Source organism: Vibrio sp. 10N.247.311.51, assembly GCF_041467855.1.
GTDB lineage: Bacteria > Pseudomonadota > Gammaproteobacteria > Enterobacterales > Vibrionaceae > Vibrio > Vibrio coralliirubri.
The window spans coordinates 42,123-60,949 of sequence record NZ_JBFSVK010000026.1 but is presented as its reverse complement, the minus strand read 5'-3'; the positions used below and the strand labels follow the sequence as shown (position 1 = coordinate 60,949).

The following is an 18,827-nucleotide window of genomic DNA, read 5'->3' as shown; positions in this document are numbered from 1 at the left end:
TTGATCACTATTTATTTTTAAGTATTACAAAATAAAATGTGATCTTGATCGTGTGCTAATGATATCCATTCTCATTAATTTGGCTTTGTAATTTAAATTCATGGTGTTTTTGTGATCTAAGGTGTGCTTGTTAACCCGAAAGTGTTTTTCGTGTGTGATGGTTGTCACGAAAGCTGGGCTAAGGTGCATTTTGGAAATGTTGTGATACATTTTAATCGACTTTTGAGTACACACTTTCGGTCATTTGACCAACCAATACATTACGGGGTTCTACCTATGTTATCACCAGAAGCAAAGATTAAGGTTCAAAACTTTGGTCGTTTCTTATCCAATATGGTAATGCCAAACATCGGCGCATTTATTGCGTGGGGTTTCATTACTGCACTATTCATCCCAACGGGTTGGTGGCCTAACGAAACGTTAGCATCAATGGTTGGTCCTATGATTACATACCTACTGCCACTATTGATTGGTTACACCGGTGGTAAAATGGTTGGTGGTGACCGCGGTGCGGTAGTTGGCGCTATCACAACAATGGGTGTTATCGTTGGTACTGATATCCCAATGTTCATGGGTGCAATGATTGTCGGTCCACTAGGTGGTATCGCAATTAAGAAATTTGATGAAGCTGTTCACGGTAAAGTGAAGAGTGGTTTCGAAATGCTAGTGAACAATTTCTCTGCGGGTATCATCGGCATGATCTGTGCGATCATCGCGTTCATCGTGATTGGTCCTGCGGTTAAGATTCTGTCTGGCGGACTTGCGGCTGGCGTAAACGCAATGGTAGAAGCGGGTGCACTACCTCTAGCATCTATCTTTGTTGAACCTGCGAAAATTCTATTCCTAAATAACGCAATCAACCACGGTATCTTCTCTCCACTAGGTATCCAGCAATCTGAAGAGATGGGTCGCTCAATCTTCTTCCTAATCGAAGCAAACCCAGGTCCTGGTTTTGGTCTTCTACTTGCTTACATGGTGTTTGGTAAAGGTAGCGCGAAGCAATCTGCTGCTGGTGCATCTATCATCCACTTCCTAGGTGGTATCCACGAAATTTACTTCCCTTACGTTCTAATGAACCCACGTCTAATTCTTGCGGTAATCGCAGGTGGTATGGCGGGTGTATTCACTAACGTAATGTTCGATTCTGGCCTTATCTCTCCAGCATCTCCAGGTTCTATCTTCGCAGTCTTACTGATGACGCCAAAAGGCTCTTACATCGGCGTGATTCTATCGGTTATCGCAGCAACGGCAGTATCGTTTGTTGTAGCGTCAATCCTTCTTAAAACATCAGCGCAAGATGATGAGGAAGATTCACTAGAGAAAGCTTCAGCACAAATGAAAGACATGAAAGCGTCTTCTAAAGGTGCAGCAGCAGAAGCAAACGTAAACCTAGCGGATGTAAAAGCAGTTTATGTAGCGTGTGATGCGGGTATGGGTTCAAGTGCAATGGGTGCAGGTCTACTACGTAAGAAAGTAGCAACAGCTGGCCTAGACATTGAAGTGACCAACTACGCAATCAACAACCTACCGGCTGATTCGCAAATCGTTATTACGCATAAAGACCTAACAGACCGTGCTCGTAGCACTGTGCCAGGTGCGATGCATATGTCTCTAAGCAACTTCCTAGACGGCGGCGTATACGACCAACTAGTTGCTGAGCTTGTCGATGCTCAAAGTGGTGAAGCGAAAGTAGAAGCTCCGGCTCCTGCAGCAGCTCCAGCGCAAGAAGGCAACAAGCTTGCACTGACTGACGACAGCATCTTCCTTGGCCTTAAAGCGACTCAAAAAGAAGACGCAATCAAGTTTGCTGGCGAACAATTAGTAAAACTTGGCAACGTATCACCAGAATATGTAGATGGCATGTTTGCTCGTGAAGAGCTTGTGTCTACTTACCTAGGTGAGTCTATCGCAGTACCACACGGCACAATCGAAGCGAAACAGTACGTACAAAAAACCGGCATCGTTTTCTGTCAGTACCCTGAAGGTATTCAGTGGGGTGAAGATGAAGACGACATCGCGAAGATGGTTATCGGTATTGCCGCACAAGGCGATGAGCACAATATGGTGCTGATGGCTATTACCAATTCACTCGATAATGAAGAAGCTGTGGAGTGCCTACAGAACACAACAAACCCTGCTGATGTTCTGCGTATTCTCAACGGAAACTAAAAAGCTCTAGTCAAGCTCCTGAGTGAAGGAGGCCGGTATCCCCCTACTGGCCTCATTTTCGGTCTTAATCTTTCTAACAAGATTCAGTCTGAATAGCTTACTGCTTAATGCCTAGGGCACATCGTCAAGGCATGTTGTTGAGCAGTTAGCTATCTAGATTCAAATATTTATAAGGTCAAAATTATGAAAGCGTTACATTTTGGTGCAGGTAATATCGGTCGTGGTTTCATTGGTAAGCTTCTTTCTGATGCTGGTATGAAGGTTACGTTTGCTGACGTAAATGAAACGGTTGTAAATGCGTTAATTGAACGCCAAGAATACCCAGTTAAGATTGTTGGCGAAGAGTGTGTTGTCGAAGTTGTTAAGAACGTGACAGCAGTAAACTCAGCGACAAGCGCAGTAGTAGATTGCATTGCTGAGTCTGATCTTGTGACGACAGCAGTAGGCCCTACGGTTCTTAAAATCATCTCTAAGTCTATCGCTCAAGGCATTGAAAAGCGTGCAGCAGCAAACAACACTGCACCAATGAACATCATCGCGGCAGAGAACATGGTTCGCGGTACTAGCCAATTAAAAGCAGCCGTGTTAGAGCACCTTTCTGATGAAATGAAAGCGTTCACTGAAGAGCACATTGGCTTTGTTGATTCTGCGGTTGACCGTATTGTTCCACCGGCAGAAGCGGGCGAAACAGACCCTCTAGCGGTAACGGTTGAAACGTTCAGCGAGTGGATCGTAGACCAAACACAATTCAAAGGTGAGATTCCAAACATTCCAGGTATGGAATGCACTGATAACTTAATGGCTTTCGTTGAGCGTAAACTGTTCACGCTAAACACGGGTCACTTGGTAACGGCATACCTTGGTGTGCTTGCAGGTCATGAGACTATTAAAGACTCTATCGAAGATGACGTAATCCGCGCTGAAGTAACAGCGACGATGGAAGAGAGTGGTGCGGTTTTGATTAAGCGTTACGGCTTTGATCCAGAAGCTCACGCTGCCTACATCCAAAAGATTCTAGGTCGTTTTGCTAACCCGTTCCTACGTGATGAAGTAGACCGCGTTGGTCGTCAGCCAATTCGTAAATTGAGCCCGCAAGACCGCCTAGTTAAGCCTCTAAACGGTACATTAGAGTACGGCCTACCGAATGCTCACCTAGTAAAAGCAATCGCTGCTGCGTTCCATTACAAGAACGAAGACGACCCACAAGCGGTTGAACTTCAAGCAATGTTCGCAGAAAAAGGCTTTGCTGAGACATTAGCGCATTATTCTGAGCTGAATAGTGACTCAGAAGTTGTTAAACTAGCGGAAGAAGCTTATCTAGCATTGAAATGATAAACCATCAAAGTGCCACACCAGTGGCACTTTCTTATTGTCGAGCCGTTATGCCAATACAAACAAGCCATGAAACTGAATTACTCGAAGCCCTTTCGGAAGCTGAGAGTGCTGGCGCCTGCTTAATGGCTGCTTACGATGCATTGGACGACACGGTAGATGCCGTATTAAAAAACATCTTTAAGAAAGACGACACTGCAATTAAGTTCGTTGTAGAACCACTTCTCAACAGTGGTGGGCCGTTAGGCGAGATCATGATTCGTGCTAAGTTGCTACTCGGGCTTGGCGTGATCAGTAAAGAACTCTACGACGATCTCGAGGTTTTCGTTACCTTGAAAGAGTGGGCGAAAATACAGGGTGAAGACACCAGCTTCACAGAAGTTGATGTGATATTTGAGCTCAACAAGGTGCACGCGATTCAGCGTATTATGCCTATCGAATATGACGCGGAGATGGTGGAAACGATGTCTGGCCCAATGCTTGAAATGTTCTTGGGGCGACATAATCAAAAGGTGAAGTCGACGATCGTATTGGCTATCACTGACATTATTACGACCCTATGCCGAGATAACGCGCTGAGCTCTTAGCGCTAGTTTGCAGTCCTGCTTATCTTGTTTCACATCCTACATATCTTGTAGCTGTTGGTTCGTTTCAATACAAAGTTTAAAATGATGGCGGTTTCTCTCGTTGGAGAAATCGCTTTGTTGTTTTTGTGCTTCTAAAAAATATCCGAAACATCTCCTCATTAAATACAAAAGCAGCAGGCACAAAAAAAGCCACATTCAGTGGCTTTTTCTATTCAAGACGCTCTCTTTATTAAAAACGTCCTACTATTCAAGACTATGAGGATTATAGGTCTTGGATGTTCTCAGCTTCTAGCTCTTGGAAGTAGCGTAGAGTCTTAACTTTTAGCTCTTGTTGAGCTGGCTCATCAGCAACGATGATAGCTTTACGGTGCATCTGTAGAGCGGTAACAGTCCACATGTGGTTTACAGAACCTTCGATAGCCATTTGAAGCGCTTGAGCTTTGTTGTGGCCTAGAGAAAGGATCATCACTTCTTCTGCATCTAGAAGAGTAGCAACACCGATAGTTAGTGCGTATTTAGGAACTTGGTTGATGTCGCCATCGAAGAAACGAGAGTTCGCGATACGAGTGTCTTCAGTCAACGTTTTGATACGAGTACGTGAAGATAGAGAAGAACCTGGTTCGTTGAATGCGATGTGACCGTCGATGCCTACGCCACCCATGAACAGGTTGATTTTGCCGTATGAACGGATTTTCTCTTCGTATGCTGCACAGTGAGCATCGATGTCTTCAGCTTTGCCGTCTAGCAGGTTGATGTTTTCTGCTTGGATATCAACGTGGTTGAAGAAGTTCTCGTGCATGAATGTGCGGTAAGATTCTGGGTGGTTTGGTTCGATACCAACGTACTCATCCATGTTGAATGTTACAACGTGCTTGAAGCTTACTTCGCCAGCTTTGTAAAGTTCAATTAGCTCAGCGTAAGTAGTTAGAGGTGTGCTACCAGTAGGAAGACCTAGTACAAATGGACGCTCAGCAGTTGGAGCGAATTTGTTGATCGAATCTGCGATATGACGAGCAGCCCATTTACCTACTTTTGCTTTGTTGCTTAATGGAATAAGTCTCATTGATTTTGCCCCTAGAAATAAAATTTTATAGTGTTCTGAAACATTAATTCGCATTATAAAATAAGTTATCCAGTTCCGCTATTGTTTTAGGTCAAGTTTTTGCTTTTTTCGTCGTATCTGTGACTGGAACTCTCAAAATTGCACAATTATTGTATGGATATTTGGTGGCGTTAAACAAGATTAATACGTTTGTCATATACAGCAATATCGATCTAATTCAGCACCTGAAAGGGTTGGTGTGTTTCTATGTTTTGATACGCTTTTGCGATAATGGCGTCGCTCTAGCCATTGACGAACTTTGGTGTATTAACGTGTTTCGGCGTATAGACAAGCGTTGGAGGTAAAGTTGAAGCTAGAAAAATAATGATGGCAATGGAGCGCTATCGTGATAAAAGACAGGGGCAGGATGAAGAACGATGAATCTCAGTGGGATGAATACCCATAAGATTGAACGAGAGCTGTGTTTTAGTCACGCTATCGCTATGAATTGTATATAAATATTGGTAAAAATGGACAGGTTGGCTAAACTTACCAATTACAAAGAAGATGTGTGTTTGAAGGCAAAAAAAAAGCCCAAAGTGATGAGGTATCACTTTGAGCGATTTTACTAATCTTCTAACACTAACTCACTTTCGTATTCTTCCCTAGGCACTTCGCCGCGTTTGCAGCCGTTTAGGGTGTGAAAGCGACGGCGTCCACGAGCCAGTTGAATGTACTTCAACCAAACACGCTCTAACTTGGACTTTGCCTTATGAGGGTGAGACAACACTTTAATGAAGTGTTTTTCTTCTGCATTGATTGGTGCTAGTTCACCAGTTTCAAGTGCAAGCATAGTGTCACCAAACAAGGTTAGGATTTCCTCTTCTGAAAGAGTAAAATCACCCGACTTAGCGAACCCTCTCGGGAATTTAATGGTGTCATAAAAACGTTTTTTTCCGTGTCGGAATTCGGTCTCAGACATATCAGCCTCAGTAATGTGGTTAGATAGAAATTAGTGTTTATTGCTCACGCGAAAATATTGTTAAAAGGCTAAAATAGGAAACAAAACGTTTTTGCCTTTACGATAAACAATCCTAGATCGGCTAGTTAGCAGATTTATTACAGAGATGTATTTGATGGATGTGAAAGTATTTAGAACCTTTCTTGAGGTTGCAAGGGTGCGCCATTTTGGGCGTGCAGCTGAAAACTTGTATTTAACACAAGCGGCGGTGAGTGCGCGGATCAAACAGCTTGAAGGCTATTTTGATACTCAACTCTTCATTCGTGACCGCAATAACATCAAACTCACATCTTCCGGTGAACGTTTGATTGGTTATGCCGAAGTGATGGTGTCCACCCTACAACAAGCCAAGTTTGAGCTGTCGTTAGAGAGTGGTAAAGCCTTGCAGTTAACGCTGGGCGGCACGCCGAATATTTGGGATGCGTATCTGCAAAACTGTTTAAGTGTGGTGACTGACTCTTTTGGTGGTTACGGCTTTATGGCAGAGGTGATGGGGCGCGAGCAACTGAACCGTAATTTGTTAGAACGAACCTTAGATATGGCTTTCGCGTTCGATCAGATCAAAGCAGAAGAGCTGAACTGTAAAAAAGTCGCTGACTTGGTTTTGGTGTTGGTATCAACGCAGCAAGATGATCTGGAATCTGTATTCCAACACAAGTATGTGTATGTGGATTGGGGAACACGTTTTGGTTCTGAACACGCAGAACGTCACCCTAAAGTGCCAGCACCGTACTTACGTACCTCTACAGCCCGTATCGCCCTCGATTTCATTTTAGAGAAAGGCGGCAGTGCGTATCTTCCGGTGTCTCTAGTCGAACCTTTTATCGATTCGGGTCAGCTGCATAAGGTGAAAGGGGTTGAAGACTGGTATCGCCCAATTTATCTGAGCTACCGTAAAAGCAGTACTTCGGTTGATGCGATCATGCAGGTTGAGAAGTTGGTTAATGAGATTGACCCGTCGACGGCTTACACATTGCAGCAAGCCGCGGAACAAGCGCCTGAGTAACGGCATTCGTGGTAAGCAATGGCTTTGTTGATTAGATTCAATAAAAAATGGCTCCCAACTAATTGTATAGTTGGGAGCCATTTTTGTTTTAAACCAGAAATGTACTTCTTTTCGGAATTAGAGATCGTTTCTAATTCCATAAATATCGTTTAAGCCTGGTATGTGTAGCCTTTTTTAAAAGCCCTATCACTTCAAAGCACTATTCTTCGAAAATTCTAGAGATTCATTAAATTCTCAATAGACTCTTCAAGAGAGTGTGACATGTACGAATGGATTTTATTGCCATCCGTTGCGTCAATCTCAATCATAGAAATCCCGTTGTCCGCTTTGTCTTCAAGAAAGCTTAGAGACTGCTCGACTGATTGACTGGTGAGAACCTGTTGGTTTGATAAAACAATACGACATGTGTGAAGAACCATAGCCTTTTCCTTTTTATATTTATATTCGATCGGTCTCTGCATCTTGGGCGTGCTAAGTACCGATCGTTGACGTTGTGAGAAGATTGGCTTCTCTAGGTTAAATTTAGTCGAATTGAATAAAATTAAAACCCTTTTTTGTGATTTATCTGACCTTCGCTTCCGAAAGTGGCTAGCGACAATGGTGGTTCACGGTAAACTTTTAGGTATCGGATCAAACGCTATGGTCAATGGGAAGAGTACGGCATGTCGAAAAATATTAATCACAACAGCACCTTAACCAGTGAGCAGTGCCATTTGGCTCGATATGCGCGAGATGCTCGCTTTGATGGGATGTTTTTTACAGCGGTGAAAACGACAGGGATTTTTTGTCGCCCGATTTGCCCAGCAAGTCCGCCCAAAGAAGAAAACGTCGAATATTTTTCCCATCAAGCTCAAGCATTGAAAGCGGGGTATCGTCCTTGTTTACGTTGCCGACCAGACAGCGCGCCTTTTTCGCCGGCTTGGAAGGGCGTCGAAACCACTTTCTTGCGTGCGATGCAGCTGATTGATAATGGCGCACTGAATTCAGGATCTATCGTCGACCTTGCAACGCGGTTAGGTATTTCCGATCGTTATTTACGAACCCTATTCGACAATTACATCGGTGTGTCACCCAAGCAATATAGTCTGTACAGCCAATTGATGTTTGCCAAGCAGTTGCTGCACACCAGCAGCATGAGCATTACGGATGTCGGCTTTGCTAGTGGCTTCAATAGTACGCGCCGTTTTAATGATGCCTTTCAAAAAGAGCTGCAGCTTTCGCCAAGCCAAATTAGGCGAGCGAAGCCAAGTGACACTCTGAGTAATCATATTCAGCTTGGTTTTCATGGACCCTTAGATTGGAACCACTTGTTGGGGTTCTATCGACGAAGAATGATTGAGGGCTTAGAAGACGTTGGCGAAGATTATTATAAGCGCACGGTAAATGTGAACGGGTCAAAGGGTTGGTTCAAGGCGACTTTAGCCAAAGAAAACAGCTTGGATATTGAATTTGAGTTGGATGATATAAGCCAATTAAGAAGCTTGATTGCGAATATCCGCCGGATGTTCGATCTTGATGTCGATATTGCCAAGGTCGAGGCCTTCTTTACGACTATCGATCCTAACTTGGTGGCTAAGAGTGGCATCCGTATTCCTGGCGTGTGGAGTGCTTGGGAGGCAGGCGTGAGAGCGATTCTCGGGCAGCAAGTCTCGGTAACGGCGGCGATTGGTCAGCTTAACTTATTGGTGAAAGAGCTTTCTGATGAGCATGAGAAAGCCAGCTTCCCAACACCAAAACAGATAGCGGACGCTGATGTTAGCTTCTTGAGAATGCCGGGAAGCCGCAAAGAGACCCTAAAGCGTTTTGCCGAATACATGGTCGACAATGAAGCTGAGCATCCTTCCAAATGGATTGAGCTAAAAGGGATTGGGCCTTGGACGATTCAATATGCACTGCTTCGCGGGTTAAGCGAACCTAATCATTTGTTGGTTGGTGACTTGGTGGTGAAGAAGTTTATTGAGCATCGCCCCGCCATCAACACGGAGAGTGTTTCGCCTTGGGGTAGTTACGCCACGTTCCACTGTTGGAATCAGTCTTAATCGGAATACTAAGCTAGGAGATATCATGGACAACCGTTTTACTTACTATGAGAGCCCATTGGGAACCGTGACGTTACAGGCGAACGATGAAGGCTTGCTCGGCCTTTGGTTCGAGACACATACCACCAAGCCGGAACAGTTGGGTGTTCAAGATGATAGCTTTCCAATCTTTGTATTGGCTATCGAGCAGCTAAATCGCTATTTCTCAGGCGAAGCTATTCAGTTTTCTGTGCCGATCGCAGCCAAGGGCACACCATTTCAGCAGTCGGTTTGGCAGGCGCTGACGACCATTCCTTATGGAGAGACTTGGAGCTATGCACAACTGGCTGATGCGATAGGCAACCCGAAAGCCGTTCGTGCTGTAGGTTTGGCGAATGGCAAAAATCCGGTTTCAGTGATTGTGCCGTGTCACCGTGTGATTGGTAAAAATGGCAAGCTGACGGGTTATGCAGGTGGCGTAGAACGCAAACAGCGCTTACTGGTGATAGAGGGAAGAGAGCAAGACTAGCAAGCGATTTGGCAATGAGTTCGTTGAGATGCTGGCTAAGGATCACGTACTACTCATAGTGAAGGCGAGTGGTTCTTAAAATGTGACTTTGCATTAAAATCAACGCTTTCTGGAAAATATTGATTTGGTTGCATATTCTTTGACTATGTTCTCTAGGCAAGGATGCCCAAATGAATAGATTCCCGTTACTTATATCTGGCTGCAGCTCTGCATTATTGCTGACAGGTTGTTTAACTGATACCAGCCGACCTTTCGAGGTTCCACAGCTTGCTCTGTTCAAAGGTATGTATGAGAACGCAGATAATGACAGTTATCTACTTTTTGAATCCGGGCAAGTGACTTATCAAACAACGGACAATTCCGTGACTCGAACCTATCGTGTTGATGATGACTTGATCACCATTGAGTTCAATTCTGGAAGCAGCCGAACTGACTCTAGATTGGTGATGCGAATTCAACATCAGGGCGAGATGTTAACTTGCAACCAATGCCCTGCGATACAATTGAGTAACGTCTGGACACGTGTTGATAAGCCTTTGAAAGACAGTTCGAATTAGAAAAGATCTCCGAATTAGAAAAGCCCACCATTAAGCCATAGGTGAGCAGCGATACTGACGGCATAGCCAATCATAATCACTGGCATCCATTTCAAGTGGCCAAAGAAGGTGTATTTGCCATGCGCCGCGCCCATTAACGCCACACCTGCCGCACTACCAATAGATAACAAGCTGCCGCCAACGCCTGCGGTTAAGGTGATCAGTAGCCAGTTACCCATCGACATTTGAGGCTCCATGGATAACACGGCAAACATCACCGGAATGTTATCGACAATCGCAGATAAGATCCCCACCATGACGTTGGCCCAAATTGGATCCCATTGGCTGTACATCACGCCAGAGGCAAGCTCCAAGTATCCCAGTAGACTCAAGCCACCGACACACATCACCACGCCGTAGAAGAACAACAGCGTGTCCCATTCGGCATGCGACACTCTTCGAAATACATCAAAGGGTACGACTGAACCGAGCCTTTTCAATGCCCCCTCATCATTGTTGGCAATCGCCACCGCTTTTTTCTTCGCCAGAGAATTTGGCAAGGTCTTACGCAAGAAATAGCCAAAGAACTGTAGATATGCCAGCCCCATCATCATACCCATCACAGGAGGGAAGTGGAGCACGGCGTGGAAAGCAACCGCAGTGCCGATGGTCATGATGAACAACAACACGATGCGTCTTGCACCGCGTTTTAATTCAACGTGCTGATGAACCGTGTCAGGTTGAGTTGTGGGAACAAAGTAAGACATGATCAGGGCTGGGACGAGGTAATTCATCACTGAAGGGATAAACAAGGGAATGAATTCACTGAAGCTCACATAGCCAGCCTGCCATACCATTAGCGTTGTGATGTCACCGAATGGGCTGAATGCGCCGCCAGCGTTTGCGGCTATCACGATGTTCACGCACGCTAGGTTAACGAATTTAGGGTTAGATCCTGCGACTTTCAGAACCACGGCGCACATCAATAGAGCTGTGGTGAGGTTGTCGGCAATCGGTGAGATAAAGAAGGCCAGAATACCGGTTAGCCAGAACAGAGAGCGGAAATTAAAGCCTTTGCCTACCATCCATGCTTGCAGCGCATCAAACAGTCTTCTCTCTTCCATGGCGCTGATGTAGGTCATCGCGACGAGTAGGAATAGTAGGAGCTCAGCGTATTCCAGTAAGTTGTGTTCGAGTGCTTGCTTAGCGACTTCAACAAGGTTGTGTTCTTGGTAGATAAAACCAATGATTATCCAGATCAGGCCTGCTGCAAGTAACACTGGCTTAGATTTTCGGAGCTTTAGGTACTCTTCCATCATCACCACGATGTAGGCGACAACGAAAATGGTCAGGGATAGGTAGCCAGCGAATGAGTTGGTGAGCTTGAGTGGTTCTCCCAACTGAGAAGTGGCAGCACCTGCTACCGTAGAAAAGAGTAACAAAGAGAGAACAGCAGAAAGCTGGATACCTAACATGGATTACGCTCCGAAGTTAATAAGTTATTAACACGGGTAAAAGCGTAGACCTAAATAACCATGTGCAGTGTGATAGATATCTTAATAATTCAATAGATTATAGTGAAAGCAATAGACTGTGATGCGAACGAAATACGGTCTTGCATACTCAAAATTACTGTCTTCCACACTTAAGTTAAAGACTAAAGACTAAAGACTAAAGAAAAAGCCCTACCGGACTCAGTGCCGATAGAGCTTATTCGAAATTGCCAACATTATGCAGCATTGAGATCAAACGTCAGTGTTTGTTCTGCTGCACATACTTCAACAGGCCAGCCATAGGATTGGTATTCAAGCGCAAGTTTGTCCGCCACTACGCGAGATACCGTTGCAGTGATCCACATGCCTTTGCCCATTACTTGATATTTAAGCGTTCTCATTTCCATAGTCATCACCGTTCTCCTTCTATATTGGCTGCGCGAAGTCTATAGCACCTCTGAGGGCTGAAATTTCGAATTAAGCTCAAATTCTTTATAAAATGGCTCACTGTTTGAGCTTGGCTCAAAACTCAATCAACTAAGGGAAAACGGTTGCGTTCTGGAAGCGGAATCACTCTTTAAGTCTCTGTATTATAATCGAATTAAAATTGACCAAAAAAGTAATGTAAGAGATCTCTTACAACATTATCAGAGATCGCACTAGGTAAAAACTTCTCACTAGAAGCCAGATTTGTGTGGTGATTGTGTGCGTTTTTGGTTGCGCTGTTGAAGCAATATTTGTTTAGTTTTGTATGTGAAATATTCTAATTTATTTAGCGTATGGTCCTGCTTTTAAATCCAAATCACAGTTTTATATGTTGCTGTGCTTCTTTTATTCAAACCGATACGCTATTTGATTTTGGTCATTAATCTTTCGCTCATTAGTTTGCACTATCTATACGTGTTCTGTTCCACATAAACGAGATGTATAGAGGTCCTTATGACTAATCCAACCAAAACCGATCGTAAAGTCACGATCGGCAGCTATATCGCACTCGCGTTCGCGATTGTGTTCTTTTCAGGCTTAATGCAGTCCAATGAATGGTATGGAGTGTTCGATTTTACAACGCTCAACGGTTCATTCGGTAAGGTCGCTTACGATGTGAGTGAAACGGCCGATGGTATTCAAGCGGCAACGACGTCACTGCGTGGTAAAGGCGGTAGTGGTGCTCGCGACGGTTTCATTTTTGCTTTGACACTTATTCCGACCGTAATGTTTGCACTGGGTATGATCAACGTACTTGAGCACTACGGTGCACTGGATGCGGCTCGTAAACTGCTGACACCTCTGCTTCGCCCTCTGATGGGTATTCCGGGTAACTCAGGCTTGGCATTGATCGCGTCTTTGCAAAGTACCGATGCTGGCGCAGCGATGACACGTCAGTTGAAAGATGAAGGGCATCTCACTAAGCGCGAAACCGATGTGTTCACCATGTTCCAGTTTACGGCGGGTGCGGCGATCGTTAACTTTTTCTCTTCAGGTGCGGTGCTGTTCACTCTAACCGCGATGGACGGCTCTTTAGCGGTGACGTCGTCAATTGGTTTGGCTGTTGCTGTGATGTTTATCTTTAAATTTGTCGGCGCGAACCTGTTCCGTATTTACCTCAACATTACTGAAGGCAAAGAAGACAAACCAAAATCAGACAAAGAACAAAAACTGGAAGAGGAAGTAGCATAATGAGCGAAGTTAAAGCAAAGAAACCAATGGTTACTGATATTTTCGTTGAAGGTGCTAAGAAAGGTTGGGTTATTGCGACTACCTCTACGGTACCGAATGTTCTGATGGCGTTTGTGATCATCAAGGCATTGCAGATAACGGGTGCGCTGGATTTGATGGGCAGTGTATTTGCTCCAATCATGGCGGTATTTGGTTTACCTGGCGAAGCGGCAGCGGTATTGATCGGTGCGTGGATGTCGATGGGTGGCGCGGTGGGCGTGGTTATCACGCTGTTTGACCAAGGTATTCTGAACGGCAACCATATTGCAATCTTGGCGCCGGCTATCTACTTGATGGGTTCTCAGGTGCAATACATGGGCCGTATTATGGGGCCAATTGGTACTGAAGGTCGCTACATCCCGGTGATGATTGCGATTTCGGTATTGAATGCGTTTGGTGCAATGTTCTTGATGAACATTATTTTGTAACGTGACTTTGAACGGTTAGCTGCGAACAGCTTTCAGACGTTACAAAAAAGGAAACCCCGTTTGGCTTTCACCAAACGGGGTCTATTCTTTTCGTAGCCATCCTGCTACTGCGCGTTACTTATCTTTCAATAGGTAACTGGTGCTCCCTGCATCGTTCCTTGACGTGGCTAAATCCTTTAACCTATCCAATTCATCGCCGTCCTAGCGGTGTCCTTGCTAACTCATCATCCTGACAAGTGACTCTATCCTAGAGCATAACTTCCTTGCTGATAACTCATCCTAAGCCATCAAATCTTCATCCTGAAGATACCTAATCCGTTAGGCTTTTTCCTGTTCCTGCCAACTCCCTGTCGACATGTGTATTAAACACTGCAGAGGCTTTACTCACAATCCACCTCAAGAAATAAATGTACCCAGTGATCGAAAGAAATATGCGTGGATTCATACAAAACAATGGCTTGGGTTTGTATTTTAGGAATTTTCTGCGAAGCTTGATTGTGATCTCTTACGTTCGGTGTGAGAGATCTCTTACAAGTGCTCGGGCGCGATTTTCATTTTATCTCGGCGGGTGTTGTCGAACAGATAAGAAAGAACACTGAGTAAACACAAAATAATAGGGAAATATGATGGTTACAGCACTTTACGCAGCCTTGTTGACGGTCGTAATGATTTGGTTAGCGATAGAGGTGATCAAGCAAAGGCGAATCAATCTTGTTGCTCATGCTGATGGCGGTGTTGAGTCGTTACAGATAGCACGTTCGGCACAAAGTAACGCTATGGATTACATCCCAATCACCGTGATTTTGATGGGATTGTTAGAGATGAATGGTGCCAGTGTGTGGCTGATTCATATCATTGGTGTGGCGTTTATTGTGGGGCGAGTGATTCATGCGAAAGGGATCTTAGCGAAGAACTTCAAAGGTCGAAAAGTGGGGATGGTGTTAACGCTTATCTGCATGATCTCTTTGATTGTCCTAAACTTAGCTTACCTACCTTTTGATAAAATGTTCTAGGGAGCATTATGGCGTTGCGTCTTCCTCCTGCTTGGGCGATTGTCCTCGCAGGCTTGATACTCAACATCATGGCGATTGTCATGTCGAGCTTGGTGCTCGATAAAATTGAAGCTGAGAAAGCGGAATACAACGATCGAAAATACGGCAATGTGTACTCAATACAGCTTGCTTGGAATACGATTGAAACCCTAGAGCGCAAGCGTGAAGCGATTCTGATTCACCTTGATAAGCCAGAAACGGTGCAGCCAACCACAGTTCTCGATGAAGCACTGCGTGGGCAACTTAGGCGTTGGGTGAGTAGCGAAGTGCCAAGTATCTCTTTGGCTCACTTACCGAAACTGATGATGCTGATAAACAGTGCACAAGAAGCGCAACGAACCCGAATCGATGACTACTATTTGGATAACCTGACCTTGGTTGAGTTAATCCAAAGGCTTGATGAGAAAATGGCTTTCTATAAGAACATCGCCCTGTTTCTCCAAGTGTTTGGTTTGGCGCTTATCTTAGCTCGCGATCTCGCTAGAAGACCTTAACCTTTAACCTTACTTCCTCCATTTACTTATCGACTTGTACCGTTAGCGAGACTCACTTGGCAGATTAGGGTGCTGTTGGCCTTGGTACTTTGGTAACTGTTCTTTTAGCCCTTTAAATGTGCTCAGTGCACTGCCTATTGATAACTTGTTCATCAACCAATTTGGTAAGATGCCCCCTGCGTTCGCATACGCGGTGTAGGTGATGTAGGTATTGCCATTAGTCAGCGGTTGCAGCGTCCAAAGAGCGTCCACATCGTAGATTCGAATGTACCCCGACTCTTTCGCCAAATAGTTCGACGCATCCTTTATCGACAAGACAAACTGCCCATCCTCGATGCTGTACTTTGAGTAGGTCACCATGTCTCGATCTCTAGCAGGCCACGGTGCTTTGAATTGGGTATAGACGATGTTTTCATCTTCAGATATCTGCATCAACACGCGGCTTTGCGATACATTATCTATCCAGTTTGGCACGTTCTCACTGTCTTCCAATAACAGTAAAAAACCGGAGTAAGTGGTGGGCGTTTGCATTTGCGCTCGTATTTCGACCAAGCCTTCGCTGTGTGGCCTTTTATCAATCATGATGCCATCTTCACTTTTGACGAACTGCCAAGGGTTGGCATAAGTCAGTGTCGATAGGGCGCAGAGGCCAAGTACCAAAATCCTAGGTAACGTCATTATTCTTCCATAAAAAGAAAAGCTTATCTGCTAGAAGTATAGAATAGAAATGGGCTTGGTAGGTGTTGCTAATCGCTTTGGGTTGACCTCTTTGGGGAGATCCCAATGAAAACGGAAGCGTTCGGTCGCTTCCGTTTTATTCGTGGGCAATGGATAAGCGCTATAGACTAGAACTTAGAACCTAGAGCTTATAGGCTTCTACGGTTTTGATGGTTGTCCAGTTGCTGTTGGCGTCTTGGATGAACTCTTGTGTATTCTCCAGCCAACGTTTTTGAACCGATTTGTCTAAGTTCAGATACAACTTCCCATCTTCTACCTTCCAAGCGAGAGGGTCGGTTTCAAACTTCTTACCCATGGCTACTCCAAACGCGCAGTAACCGCCATATTGAGGGGCATAGGCTTCTGGATTGGCTCGAAATTCATCTCTGTTTTCACTGCTCGCAAAGTTATAGATTGCATTCTTATAGGTCGCTGTGAACTCAGATGTGCCTTTTACTGGGCCTTTATTGGCAAAGTAAGCGACAGGATCATAGCCTTTAATTGCGAGGTCATTGCTGTCGACACTCATATCAAGGTCTGCTGCCATTAACGAAAAGCTGGTGCCTAGTAACGCGGCAAATAGAGTGATTTTTTGACTGGTCGATTTCATGTGTGACATATCAAGTTCCTTGTCAGTGTTGGTTATCTTGTTTGAAATAATTTAGCCCACTCGTCCGGTCTATAGAGGGACAAAAGAACTAAAAACTAAGCGAATCGTTCGGAGGATGCATGGATCTGCTTTCACAACTCATGGAACACTTCTCGATACGCACTGGCGTTTTCTATTCTGGAAACCTGTGTGGAGTATCGTCATTTAACGCGCAACAAGGTAAAGAGGGCCACCTTCATGTATTGAGCGCGGGGGAGTTGAGCTTGTCTAGCGCTCACACGGAACACAGGCATTTGTCGCAGCCTTGCATTGTTTATTTGCCGAATAGCACGCCACATGCGATTGAAGGCGTGGGAGACGGCGCGGAAGTGGTGTGCGCGAACGTGGAGTATCGTTCAGGGCAGATGAATCCTTTATTGTCGGCTCTGCCTGACGTGATAGTGATTCCGTTTGAGGAGGCTCCTAACTTAATGCCAGTGATCGAGGTGTTATCTAATGAGTCGAGCCAAGAATCGTCGGGGCAGCAGTACTTAATGGACAAATTGAGTGACGCTTTGATGGCTTTGATTTTCCGCCATCTCATCGAACAACAGAAAATTGATAGCGGCGTTTTCTCGGCACTTGCTCACCCTCGATTGGCTTCTGTGGTCACGGTTATTCATCGATTACCTGCTCGTCACTATTCGATTGCTGAAATGGCGTCACTGGCCGCGATGTCTCGCACACAGTTTATTGAAGCGTTCAAACGAGAAGTGGGTGAAACGCCGGGAGATTATGTGCAAAAGTGGCGAGTCTCTGTGGCTCAATCTCTGTTATTGCAAAATAAGCCGATCAATTGGGTCGCTGATGAAGTGGGTTACAATAGCTACTCAGGATTCTCACGTGCTTTTCAACATGTTGCGGGAGTGTCGCCGCGCCTTTGGCTAAAGCAAAATGTGTCGTGAAGCGCCGGGCAACCCCACCCGATTTATGGCTATTCGTATCTGGCTGGTCTATGTTTTAGCGGAAATTGTATGTAGTTTGTTCTTTTATCGGAAGAGGGTGTAAAAAGGTGGACTTTATAAGCGCGTTGTAACATCCTGCCCGTCCTATTTTATCTAGACACCAATGAGACGAAGTGCCTGCTGAACATTATTCAGCCTCCCGTATCTCATTAAAGTATTAAGGAGTTCAACTTGAACCTATTTGTAAGAGACCTTACCGTTATCGATTCTTCATACATCTGTGAACACAGAGGGGTCGTAGGAGATAGTTGGATTTTAGATGTCACCATGTCTGGTGAACTTAATGAAATGAGCATGGTGCTGGATTTTAGCAAGGTCAAAAAACAGATCAAACAGCTTGTCGATGAGCACGTTGATCACCGCTTACTGCTGCCGATGCAAAACGCTGCAATTGTTCTTCAAGCGAGCAAAGCGGGCTACTCTAAGGTTGATGTGTTGCGTGGTGACAAGAGCCTTCATCTACATTGCCCTGATGAAGCATATTGTTTGATTGATGCAGAAGCGATTACTATCGAGAGTGTGACCGCACACGTTTACAATATTCTTCGCGATAACCTACCAAGTAACGTCACAGGGTTAGAGATCACCCTACGTCATGAGAACATTAATGGCGCGTTTTACCACTACACTCATGGTTTGAAAAAGCATGATGGCAACTGCCAACGTATCGCCCACGGTCACCGTTCTCCAGTAGAAATTGTGGTTGATGGTCAGCGTGACGAGCAACGCGAACAAGCATTTGCTCAGCGTTGGGAAGACATTTATTTAGGTTCTAAAGAAGACCAAGTTTCAGTTTCATCACTTAACCTGAGTGAAAACGCGAACAGTGTTAATGATGAAAGTCACTATGGCTTCCGCTACACCGCGCCACAAGGCGAATTTGAGCTAGCGATTGCCAAGAGTGAGACGGAAATCTTGCCGACCGATACCACGGTGGAATTACTTGCGGGCTATATTGCGGATCAAGTTGAACCGAGCCTAGCAGAGAACCAATCACTACAAATCGTCGCTTATGAAGGTGTTGGCAAGGGCGCAATGGCGTTCCGATAACACTTCAACGAGTGACACAGTCT

The 18,827-nt window shown here is 45.0% G+C and carries 20 protein-coding genes; 13 read left to right on the top strand and 7 right to left on the bottom strand.

What is annotated here, in order from left to right:
• Nucleotides 1–276: 276 nt before the first annotated feature.
• From AB6E85_RS19910 to AB6E85_RS19900, 3 genes are all read left to right on the top strand, one after another.
• Nucleotides 277–2,169: a PTS mannitol transporter subunit IICBA gene (locus AB6E85_RS19910; protein WP_372143866.1), complete on the top strand. Its 1,893-nt coding sequence runs from the start codon at nucleotides 277–279 to the stop codon at nucleotides 2,167–2,169.
• A gap of 183 nt (nucleotides 2,170–2,352) precedes the next feature.
• Entirely contained in the window at nucleotides 2,353–3,501 is a 1,149-nt protein-coding gene (locus AB6E85_RS19905; RefSeq protein WP_009846102.1) for a mannitol-1-phosphate 5-dehydrogenase, read from the top strand.
• A 50-nt stretch (nucleotides 3,502–3,551) separates the two neighbouring features.
• Complete coding sequence (locus AB6E85_RS19900) at nucleotides 3,552–4,088, top strand: MltR family transcriptional regulator (protein WP_017065079.1); 537 nt, start codon at nucleotides 3,552–3,554, stop codon at nucleotides 4,086–4,088.
• 262 nt (nucleotides 4,089–4,350) lie between these two features.
• On the opposite strand, the gene nagB is transcribed toward AB6E85_RS19900, so the two are convergent.
• Both nagB and AB6E85_RS19890 read right to left on the bottom strand, forming a co-directional pair.
• Nucleotides 4,351–5,151, bottom strand: coding sequence for a glucosamine-6-phosphate deaminase (gene nagB, locus AB6E85_RS19895; RefSeq protein WP_019819998.1), 801 nt, complete (start codon nucleotides 5,149–5,151; stop codon nucleotides 4,351–4,353).
• 607 nt (nucleotides 5,152–5,758) lie between these two features.
• The gene (locus AB6E85_RS19890; RefSeq protein WP_019819999.1) at nucleotides 5,759–6,112 is read right to left on the bottom strand and encodes a DUF413 domain-containing protein; all 354 of its coding nucleotides are present in this window, start codon (nucleotides 6,110–6,112) and stop codon (nucleotides 5,759–5,761) included.
• Between the two features lie 154 nt (nucleotides 6,113–6,266).
• Between AB6E85_RS19890 and AB6E85_RS19885 the strand changes: the two genes are divergently transcribed.
• A complete protein-coding gene (locus AB6E85_RS19885; RefSeq protein ID WP_029405267.1) occupies nucleotides 6,267–7,157 on the top strand; it encodes a LysR family transcriptional regulator in 891 nt (296 codons plus the stop codon).
• Between the two features lie 215 nt (nucleotides 7,158–7,372).
• On the opposite strand, the gene AB6E85_RS19880 is transcribed toward AB6E85_RS19885, so the two are convergent.
• Entirely contained in the window at nucleotides 7,373–7,576 is a 204-nt protein-coding gene (locus AB6E85_RS19880; RefSeq protein ID WP_048614087.1) for a hypothetical protein, read from the bottom strand.
• 243 nt (nucleotides 7,577–7,819) lie between these two features.
• Between AB6E85_RS19880 and AB6E85_RS19875 the strand changes: the two genes are divergently transcribed.
• From AB6E85_RS19875 to AB6E85_RS19865, 3 genes are all read left to right on the top strand, one after another.
• The gene (locus AB6E85_RS19875) at nucleotides 7,820–9,196 is read left to right on the top strand and encodes an AlkA N-terminal domain-containing protein (RefSeq protein WP_372143862.1); all 1,377 of its coding nucleotides are present in this window, start codon (nucleotides 7,820–7,822) and stop codon (nucleotides 9,194–9,196) included.
• Nucleotides 9,197–9,221: 25 nt separating this feature from the next.
• On the top strand, nucleotides 9,222–9,704 hold the full coding sequence (locus AB6E85_RS19870; RefSeq protein WP_372143860.1) for a methylated-DNA--[protein]-cysteine S-methyltransferase: 483 nt from the start codon (nucleotides 9,222–9,224) through the stop codon (nucleotides 9,702–9,704).
• A gap of 170 nt (nucleotides 9,705–9,874) precedes the next feature.
• Complete coding sequence (locus AB6E85_RS19865; protein ID WP_372143858.1) at nucleotides 9,875–10,261, top strand: hypothetical protein; 387 nt, start codon at nucleotides 9,875–9,877, stop codon at nucleotides 10,259–10,261.
• 14 nt (nucleotides 10,262–10,275) lie between these two features.
• Here AB6E85_RS19865 and nhaD read toward each other — a convergent pair whose 3' ends face one another.
• Both nhaD and AB6E85_RS19855 read right to left on the bottom strand, forming a co-directional pair.
• Nucleotides 10,276–11,715 (bottom strand): sodium:proton antiporter NhaD, encoded by a 1,440-nt coding sequence (gene nhaD / locus AB6E85_RS19860; protein ID WP_372143856.1) that lies wholly within the window; start codon nucleotides 11,713–11,715, stop codon nucleotides 10,276–10,278.
• A 254-nt stretch (nucleotides 11,716–11,969) separates the two neighbouring features.
• Nucleotides 11,970–12,146: a hypothetical protein gene (locus tag AB6E85_RS19855; RefSeq protein WP_017061524.1), complete on the bottom strand. Its 177-nt coding sequence runs from the start codon at nucleotides 12,144–12,146 to the stop codon at nucleotides 11,970–11,972.
• Nucleotides 12,147–12,672: 526 nt separating this feature from the next.
• Here AB6E85_RS19855 and AB6E85_RS19850 point away from each other — a divergent pair.
• The 4 genes from AB6E85_RS19850 to AB6E85_RS19835 all read left to right on the top strand — a co-directional run bounded on the left by AB6E85_RS19850 (nucleotide 12,673) and on the right by AB6E85_RS19835 (nucleotide 15,423).
• Complete coding sequence (locus tag AB6E85_RS19850) at nucleotides 12,673–13,410, top strand: nucleoside recognition domain-containing protein (RefSeq protein ID WP_048610036.1); 738 nt, start codon at nucleotides 12,673–12,675, stop codon at nucleotides 13,408–13,410.
• On the top strand, nucleotides 13,410–13,877 hold the full coding sequence (locus AB6E85_RS19845; RefSeq protein WP_004737023.1) for a YjiG family protein: 468 nt from the start codon (nucleotides 13,410–13,412) through the stop codon (nucleotides 13,875–13,877). The genes AB6E85_RS19850 and AB6E85_RS19845 overlap by 1 nt, the downstream gene beginning before the upstream one ends.
• A gap of 626 nt (nucleotides 13,878–14,503) precedes the next feature.
• Entirely contained in the window at nucleotides 14,504–14,890 is a 387-nt protein-coding gene (locus AB6E85_RS19840; RefSeq protein WP_372143913.1) for an MAPEG family protein, read from the top strand.
• A gap of 8 nt (nucleotides 14,891–14,898) precedes the next feature.
• A complete protein-coding gene (locus AB6E85_RS19835) occupies nucleotides 14,899–15,423 on the top strand; it encodes a hypothetical protein (protein WP_017061527.1) in 525 nt (174 codons plus the stop codon).
• A gap of 42 nt (nucleotides 15,424–15,465) precedes the next feature.
• On the opposite strand, the gene AB6E85_RS19830 is transcribed toward AB6E85_RS19835, so the two are convergent.
• Entirely contained in the window at nucleotides 15,466–16,101 is a 636-nt protein-coding gene (locus tag AB6E85_RS19830; RefSeq protein ID WP_050632577.1) for an START domain-containing protein, read from the bottom strand.
• Nucleotides 16,102–16,282: 181 nt separating this feature from the next.
• Complete coding sequence (locus tag AB6E85_RS19825) at nucleotides 16,283–16,759, bottom strand: YHS domain-containing (seleno)protein (protein WP_372143853.1); 477 nt, start codon at nucleotides 16,757–16,759, stop codon at nucleotides 16,283–16,285.
• 110 nt (nucleotides 16,760–16,869) lie between these two features.
• Between AB6E85_RS19825 and AB6E85_RS19820 the strand changes: the two genes are divergently transcribed.
• Together AB6E85_RS19820 and AB6E85_RS19815 are read left to right on the top strand one after the other, a co-directional pair.
• Entirely contained in the window at nucleotides 16,870–17,694 is an 825-nt protein-coding gene (locus AB6E85_RS19820) for a cupin domain-containing protein (RefSeq protein ID WP_372143851.1), read from the top strand.
• A gap of 231 nt (nucleotides 17,695–17,925) precedes the next feature.
• Nucleotides 17,926–18,804 (top strand): 6-carboxytetrahydropterin synthase, encoded by an 879-nt coding sequence (locus AB6E85_RS19815; RefSeq protein WP_081229076.1) that lies wholly within the window; start codon nucleotides 17,926–17,928, stop codon nucleotides 18,802–18,804.
• The last annotated feature ends 23 nt before the right edge of the window (nucleotides 18,805–18,827 follow it).